7 protein-coding genes are annotated in these 7,066 nt (G+C 36.5%); 2 read left to right on the forward strand and 5 right to left on the reverse strand.

What is annotated here, in order from left to right:
* On the forward strand, positions 1-216 hold a 216-nt coding region (locus tag EDD68_RS15475; protein WP_207902602.1), incomplete at its 5' end, for a hypothetical protein.
* Between the two features lie 28 nt (positions 217-244).
* On the opposite strand, the gene EDD68_RS15385 is transcribed toward EDD68_RS15475, so the two are convergent.
* From EDD68_RS15385 to EDD68_RS15025, 3 genes are all read right to left on the reverse strand, one after another.
* Positions 245-397: a hypothetical protein gene (locus tag EDD68_RS15385; protein ID WP_165902214.1), complete on the reverse strand. Its 153-nt coding sequence runs from the start codon at positions 395-397 to the stop codon at positions 245-247.
* A gap of 167 nt (positions 398-564) precedes the next feature.
* Positions 565-747 carry a hypothetical protein gene (locus EDD68_RS15020; protein WP_132373297.1) on the reverse strand — a complete coding sequence of 61 codons (183 nt, stop codon included), beginning with the start codon at positions 745-747 and terminating at the stop codon, positions 565-567.
* A 47-nt stretch (positions 748-794) separates the two neighbouring features.
* A complete protein-coding gene (locus EDD68_RS15025; RefSeq protein WP_132373299.1) occupies positions 795-2,033 on the reverse strand; it encodes a tetratricopeptide repeat protein in 1,239 nt (412 codons plus the stop codon).
* Between the two features lie 1,057 nt (positions 2,034-3,090).
* Here EDD68_RS15025 and EDD68_RS15030 point away from each other — a divergent pair.
* Entirely contained in the window at positions 3,091-4,821 is a 1,731-nt protein-coding gene (locus EDD68_RS15030; RefSeq protein WP_132373301.1) for a methyl-accepting chemotaxis protein, read from the forward strand.
* A 403-nt stretch (positions 4,822-5,224) separates the two neighbouring features.
* Here EDD68_RS15030 and rarD read toward each other — a convergent pair whose 3' ends face one another.
* A complete protein-coding gene (rarD, locus tag EDD68_RS15035) occupies positions 5,225-6,160 on the reverse strand; it encodes an EamA family transporter RarD (protein WP_243646890.1) in 936 nt (311 codons plus the stop codon).
* 169 nt (positions 6,161-6,329) lie between these two features.
* Positions 6,330-6,791 carry a hypothetical protein gene (locus EDD68_RS15040; protein ID WP_132373303.1) on the reverse strand — a complete coding sequence of 154 codons (462 nt, stop codon included), beginning with the start codon at positions 6,789-6,791 and terminating at the stop codon, positions 6,330-6,332.
* Positions 6,792-7,066 lie beyond the last annotated feature (275 nt).

Here is a 7,066-nt window from a genome sequence, read left to right on the forward strand (position 1 = left end):
TCCTTTCTATTGGTTTTGGTTTGGGTTACTATTAACAATAGAGGAAGATTCTGCATTTTTCAATTTTCAGCACACTTCATTGGGGAGAGCCAAAAAAGTATAAAATATAAGTTGATTTTGAATTTAAAGATTATTATTAATCATGCAGAAAGACTTTTACAAAAAAAAAGAGAAAGATCTGAAAGAAAGAGAGAGGAGAAAGGTTTATCGGGCTAGGATAAAACTTATCTATATAAAAAGTAATTTACTCTCTTTCTTCTTTTAGATCTTTCTTCATTTTCAAATGGCGGTCTAACTCTTTAATCAAAGCGTCAATTTCTTCCTTTGTTATTGGCTTCTGGGTGTTTTTCGTACCATCCACCCATGTAACACCTCCCTTTCCCTGTTGTGCCTTCATTATAATACAAGGAAGAGAGGAAGCATACACCTTTCGACAAAAACAAAACATAGGTTTTTTTGAGCAGTTTTTTTAAACTTTTTAAGGGACTTTTTGCCCTAAGACAAAAAAAACAAAATAATCAAGCAAAAAAATAAACCTGCTTGGAAGCAGGTTTATTTAACTTTTTATAGGTCTCCAATTCCAATTGAATAGATTCCACCAACATTACCTTCGTCTGCAGCAATATCACTTATAGAGTTGATTCCACCAACATTACCTTCGTCTGCAGCAAATAGGCTAAGGCCGCTAAAAGAGAAGGCGAATAATCCACCAATTAATAATGTTGTTGCCAAAAATTTCTTTTTCATTATCTTAACCTCCTTTATTAAAAATATATTTTATTAATAATTAATAACTAATCCAAAATACTTTTGTAAAACTCAACTTGTCTTTTAAAATGGTACGCTGCTAATTTATATTTCCTATTCTTAAAGTAAAATTCTCCTAAAGTTTCATGAAGTTCTTTAAGATGAATATAATCTTTATGCTTTTCGAAAAACTTAATACTATCATTAAGAGTTTGAACAAAATCTTGATAATCACCTTTGTTTTTGGCAATTTTTGCTTTTAATATATTTAATAAATAGTAATCCTTCTCTTGATTACAAAATACGTATGCTTTCTCTAGAAGTTCCTGGGCTTCTTCAAATCTTTTTTGCGAGATGTAACATCCAATCATTGAATAGTAAGATGATACTATATATCTTTGACTATTCTTTATTTTAAGATCTATTGACTTTTTAAAGTAAAATATTGCCTTATTAAAATCCTTTTTATCTTTGTATACTAAACCAAAGTTGTGGTAGACTTGCTCCATTAAATTTGTTAAACCTTTTAACTCAGCAATTTCTTCAGATTTTGATAATTGCTCTAAAGAACTATCAAACTGTTTTTTTTCCCAATAAAGAACTCCAAGTAGGTTATAAGTAACTGCTAACTTCTCCCAATCGTGATGCATAAGTTGCAATTCAATAGATTGATTTGCATAAGTTATAGCTTCGAAGATCTGTTTCTTTTTATAATTTATTAATGCTAAATTATAAAGAATCGATGCTTTAACAAAATTATTACTAATGTAATCCAACATTTTGTTATAGTAGAAAAAACTATTTGAAAAGTTATTTTTAACAAAGTGATATAATCCAAAATAGTAGTAATAACATTCTTGTAAGAATGGATTGTATTGGTGTATGGTTTCGTCGTCAATATAACCAGTAATATACAGCTTATGAACCTTTTCCACATCTTCCATCTGATTAATTTTCAAATAATAACTTCCCAGCAGCAGGTAATAAAGACATTCGAGATAGATGTTTCGAATGGGGAAGTCGAAGTTTTCATGGAGTGTGGATAATTGATCTTTCGCTTTGTCAATATCCAATATAATGTTTTCTTTCCAGGAAATTAACTCGTTATACAGCTCTTGATCCAGGTCTTCATAATCGGTTAAGTATTCCTTTTTAACACCCAGCTTTTCAGCAAATAACTCCAGGATGTCTTTCGAAGGCAGGTATCTGCCTGCTTCAATATTGCTTAAGTGTGTAGGGGAAATAATCCCTTTGCTTAACTCTGACTGGGAGAATCCCTTTTCCATTCTCAATATGCTTATTCGTTTTCCGATATGCAACCTTTATCACTTCCAACTATATATAATTTAGGCGTTTCTTTCAATTTCCTATTATACTAAAACAAGCCAGATTTTCATAAGGTGATTCAATTTTTATAGTGATATTGCGTAAAACTATTGTCCTGAGACAAAAGAAACGTATTTTTTCCCAAAAAAATTGGACTATATTTAGAAACTTTTGTTTTTATGTTTTCGTGGGATTTTTAGTAACCGTTGATATCATCCATAAGTCCTCCTTTGGGAATTAAACGATGCGGATTCTGGTTAGAAAGTCTTGGAGATGAGATGGATAAACCAAGCATGTACTCCAGAGCCACAGATAGAATGGAGTCTGGCAGAAATGTTTGTCATGTATATTCTTCCCCCTCTATCTATAAATTCCTCTTTTTGTCCATTGTTAATTTGCGACAAATATTGCAGCTATGGTATCCACCGGTCCAGGAAATAATCTATTTGTTTCCCCTGTCCCTAGAATATACTTAAGTTAATGGCAATATGGTGCCCCGAATCCTTTTAAACCCGAAAAACCCATTCTACCTGTATATGCTTTTCTCATCTTTTATAAATGGTGTGCTTATGCCAACAGGATGAAACAGAATTTAAACAACAATCCTCTGCCTCTATGAATAGAACGTCTTTGATCTTTTGTTGTCGTGATAAATTGCTATTTTAAGAGAAATGGTCAGCTGTTTTGGCTGATTTTAAGATTTTGTTCATCATACCCTTTGTGAGGACAGTTGCTATTGAACGTTAAAACGATGTTTACCCGGAGTGTTTCTTGAAAGATTAATAGATTAGCCTTGAGCCATAAAAGATTTATCCGTTTTCTGTTTCCCAGCATTTACATACTTATTTATATCAGGTATTTTAACAGTGAATTCAGCCGATATTCCAAAAAAAACGATGAAATTCGTGAAAATTAGTAATTGTTTGTCTTATATTGAAACTTTTTGTCGAATATATACGTTATAATAATAGTAATAATTTTTTAATTGAACGTATTATAATTTAGGAGGATTTATTTATGGCAAAGGCTTTGCAACAAAATAGTGTCGGTCAAGATGATTGGAACCGTTTACAGGAAAAATTAAGTTTCCTGGGCCTGAACGATTCTAAAGAAGAAATCGTGAGTTTAAAGGAGGTTTACCTGGAATACCATCAGGATATTCTTGATGAGTTTTATGCAAAACTCCATACTGTTCCTGAACTTGACCGAATGATACGGGAAAATTCCCGTGATGAAGCTTTAAAAAAGACATTTCATCAATACATGGTGAGTCTTCTGGATGATGAGATCAATGTCCACTATGTAAATCAGCGCCGGGCTATTGCTGAAGCCCATGCGCGGATAGGACTTACCCCGGATCGGATGATTGCAGCTTACGGGCATTTGAATCAATTGTTCATGTCCTACGTCCTGAAAAAATTAAGAAAAAAACCGAAAAAACTCAGCCAGGCGATCATTACATATAACAATTTAATTTCTTTTGACCAGCAAATTGTCGTGGAAACTTACATTGAATTACTGGCAAAAGAATTTGTCTCCGGTTTATCCAACATCATTTCCTATAACGTCAATATTAACGAGATTAATCATCTCATCGAATACCAGGAGCGGCAGCGCAGCGAAACCCAGTCGGTCAGTTCTTCGATGCAGGAGTTAAGCACGAGTATTGAAGAAGTTGCTAAAATGGTTTCGGAATCAACGGAAAACCTGCAGGAAAACTTAAATCATCTGGATGACGGAATTGAAAATCTGGCAGATGTCACCGAATTTTTGAAACAGATCGACCAGGGAAGCCAGAAAATTTCCGAGCATGCAAGTGAACTGACAAATCGAGTCAAAAACATGGAAAAAGTGATGGAATTAATAAAAGATATTGCGGAACAGACGAACTTGTTGGCGCTTAATGCATCGATTGAAGCAGCACGGGCTGGAGAGCACGGAAGAGGATTTGCGGTTGTTGCGGATGAAGTCCGGAAACTTGCGGATCATACAACCGATTCAGTGGAATCCATCGAAAAGGATATGGAAAATTTAACTGGCATTACTACCTCAATTGTAAATGTCATCGAGGATTCTTTTAAACAAATACACCATTCCCGCAGTGATCTGGAGAATGTGACCGGTAATTTAAAAGAGATGAATGAATCAATGCAGGAACTGGGAAATCATTTTGAAGGGATTTCTGCCATTACAGAAGAACAGGCAGCTACCACCAGTGATATATCCGATCGAAACCAGACCATATCCGAACTGGTTGAAGGCGGTGATGAGGTAATCCGACGCACAGGACAGGCCGTTTATGATCTCAGTAAGTTAATCGATGAGCATCGTGCGAATTCCATTTCAAAAAATGTAATTTTGAGTCAGGAAGATGTGATTCAGCTGGCCATTACAGACCATTTATTATGGAGCTGGAAAATATATAACCTCATCCTTGGCTTTGAGGAAATAAAAGAAGATGAAGTTTCATCTTTCAGAGATTGTCGTCTTGGAAAGTGGTATTACGGTCCAATGAAAGAGACTTTCGGGAATATTAAAACATACAGGGAAATCGAGCCCCTCCATATTCGGGTTCACGAACTTGCAAAAGATGCCGTACGTGCAGTAAACAATGACAATATCTGTTATGCAAACGAATGTCTGGATGAGCTTCGAGGGGTCTCCAGTCAACTGATTACCAAACTGGAGAAGTTAAGGGAAACATTAATCCGCCAGAGGAAAGATACTCGGGCTTCCGTTAAACACTAATATCATTTGGAAAAAACGATGAGATGTCCCACCCGGGACATCTTTTTTTGCCAGATCAGAAGAAATCGGTGAAAAGGTTGATTCGGTGCAGCGATCATTGATCAAGCTGATCGGAAAAATCATCGACTTGGTGAAGGACAAAAAAGGATCAACATGATTGCCGATTGTCCATCAGCGGTGCGATGAAGGTCCAAATGGTACAAAAACGATTTAGAATTGTCCATCATCAGCCCCCTGAAGGACAAAACTCCAAAGGACTCTGCTCGATATGTCCGTCAACCCTTTTTGACGGATATGCCCCGACTAAACGAGTCAAAAAATGTCCTTCATGGTGGAGACAATTTTATTACTCTCTTATCTTACCTTTTACCTGAGGATACTTGACAGGATTCCTCTATGCATCCTACTTTTCAAGTCCTTTGTTTCTGAACCGAATTTTATATTCCAGTTTTTGTAACATCCGTGTATTCGCCAGGCTATAGATGATCAGTCCCAGCCATATAAGGGAAAAGGTCACCAGATGAACCGAGGTAAATGGTTCATCGAACAGAATCACCCCAAGTAAAAGCATAATGGTCGGTGCGAAATATTGCAGGAATCCAACCATGGACAAAGGGATGCGTTTAGCTCCGCTTGCAAACATCAGAAGGGGAACAGCCGTCATCACACCAGAACCGGCGAGGATGAGTCCGTCAAGGCTGCTGAAGGTGAAAGCGCCGTAACCGCCGCCAGTATGAACATAAGTCAAATATAGAATAGCAGCAGGGGTAATCATGAGGGTTTCAATCGTAAGCCCAAACATAGCCCCCAGCTGAACCACTTTCTTTAGCAGGCCGTACAATGCAAAGCTGAAAGCCAGCAAAATAGCAACCCATGGAACCGAACCGAATTGAAAGGTCATATACAAAACGCCAATTCCTGCAAGAATAAAGGCAATAAACTGCCAGTAGGTCAGTTTTTCTTTTAACACCAGGATCCCAAGCAAGATGCTGATAAGCGGATTGATATAATATCCCATACTTGCTTCAACGACATGGGCGTTATTCACTGCCCAGATATATGTAACCCAGTTCAAACTGATGATAATGGATGCAAGCGTAATTCCAGCCAGTTTTTTGGCATCTTTAAAAATGGATTTGCATTCAATTACAAATGAAGGCCATTTCTTTAGAATGATAACGACTGCGATCATAAACAGAAAGGACCACACAATGCGGTGGGCAAGAATTTCCCATGCAGGCACATGTTCAGCCATTTTCCAGTAAAGAGGCAAAAATCCCCAAAGAATATAAGCGCCTGCTGCATATACAACACCTAATTTATAGTCATCCATTTTCATAACGGATTTCCTCTCCAGAAAATATATAATCATAGTTTAATTCGGTGAAGAGGAAAAATCAATGAAAATGTTTTGGGAGGCGAAATGTTGTAGGGTAGGGAGTTAACTTGAATCTCCTTAAATGTTCTTGCTTGAGAAGAAGAAAAAAGCTGCCTCAAGTTAAGGCAGCTTACTGCTTTTTAGAACCGCTGGTGAAATAATGTTCTAACTTTTCTGCATCTGAACGTTCTAAGTATCCGGCTTTTCTTTTTTTGGAATCAAAAATGATGGATTGGTCACCTTCAAACCATACTTCATAGACGGCCAACCTTTCTTCATTGTCTTCTTTTTCTAACCAAAATTGATAATCTTCATCCCTGTCCGGTATATCTGTTTGACTGTTCCAGCTAACCTGGTCCATTAGTTTCATGATTTCAGAAATAACTTTTTCGTCTTTGATCACAGAAATATCAGGCCCTATACTGGACTGATCCGATACTCTGATGAACTGGTCGGCATAAGGATCTTCTGTCGTGCAACCAGACAAATTCAATAAGGCAATGGGGAGCAGCAAAAAAAATATCCGTTTTCTCATAAAAGGGATCAGCTCCAGAGGATGTTGATTGTTATTTATTTTATCAAAATGATGCATTGATAAAAAGTATTATAGTGGATCATCACATCCATTCTTTAAATTTCAGTTAGAGAGCAATTTCCCCTTTTTGATTAGAGGGGTTAGGGTGAATTTCATAAAACGAATACAACCAAAAGAAGAGGCAGGGATCAAACGCTTTCCAAAATGAAAAAACCGCATGAAATCGGGTTTATAAACCTGAACTATACCCCAGTTAGTGGACAAATAACAAAAAGTCCCTAGCTGGGGTTTTTTGTTTATTAACCTGTTATAATGAATGAAATATTAATGGA

The organism is Melghiribacillus thermohalophilus, assembly GCF_004342905.1.
GTDB classification, from domain to species: Bacteria; Bacillota; Bacilli; order Bacillales; family Alkalibacillaceae; genus Melghiribacillus; species Melghiribacillus thermohalophilus.

Excerpts from the sequence above, each read along its gene's own strand:
- EDD68_RS15385 (WP_165902214.1), bottom strand. The coding sequence starts at position 397 with ATGAAGGCACAACAGGGAAAGGGAGGTGTTACATGGGTGGATGGTACG.
- EDD68_RS15020 (WP_132373297.1), bottom strand. The coding sequence starts at position 747 with ATGAAAAAGAAATTTTTGGCAACAACATTATTAATTGGTGGATTATTC.
- EDD68_RS15025 (WP_132373299.1), bottom strand. The coding sequence starts at position 2,033 with ATGGAAAAGGGATTCTCCCAGTCAGAGTTAAGCAAAGGGATTATTTCC.
- EDD68_RS15030 (WP_132373301.1), top strand. The coding sequence starts at position 3,091 with ATGGCAAAGGCTTTGCAACAAAATAGTGTCGGTCAAGATGATTGGAAC.
- rarD (WP_243646890.1), bottom strand. The coding sequence starts at position 6,160 with ATGAAAATGGATGACTATAAATTAGGTGTTGTATATGCAGCAGGCGCT.
- EDD68_RS15040 (WP_132373303.1), bottom strand. The coding sequence starts at position 6,791 with ATGCATCATTTTGATAAAATAAATAACAATCAACATCCTCTGGAGCTG.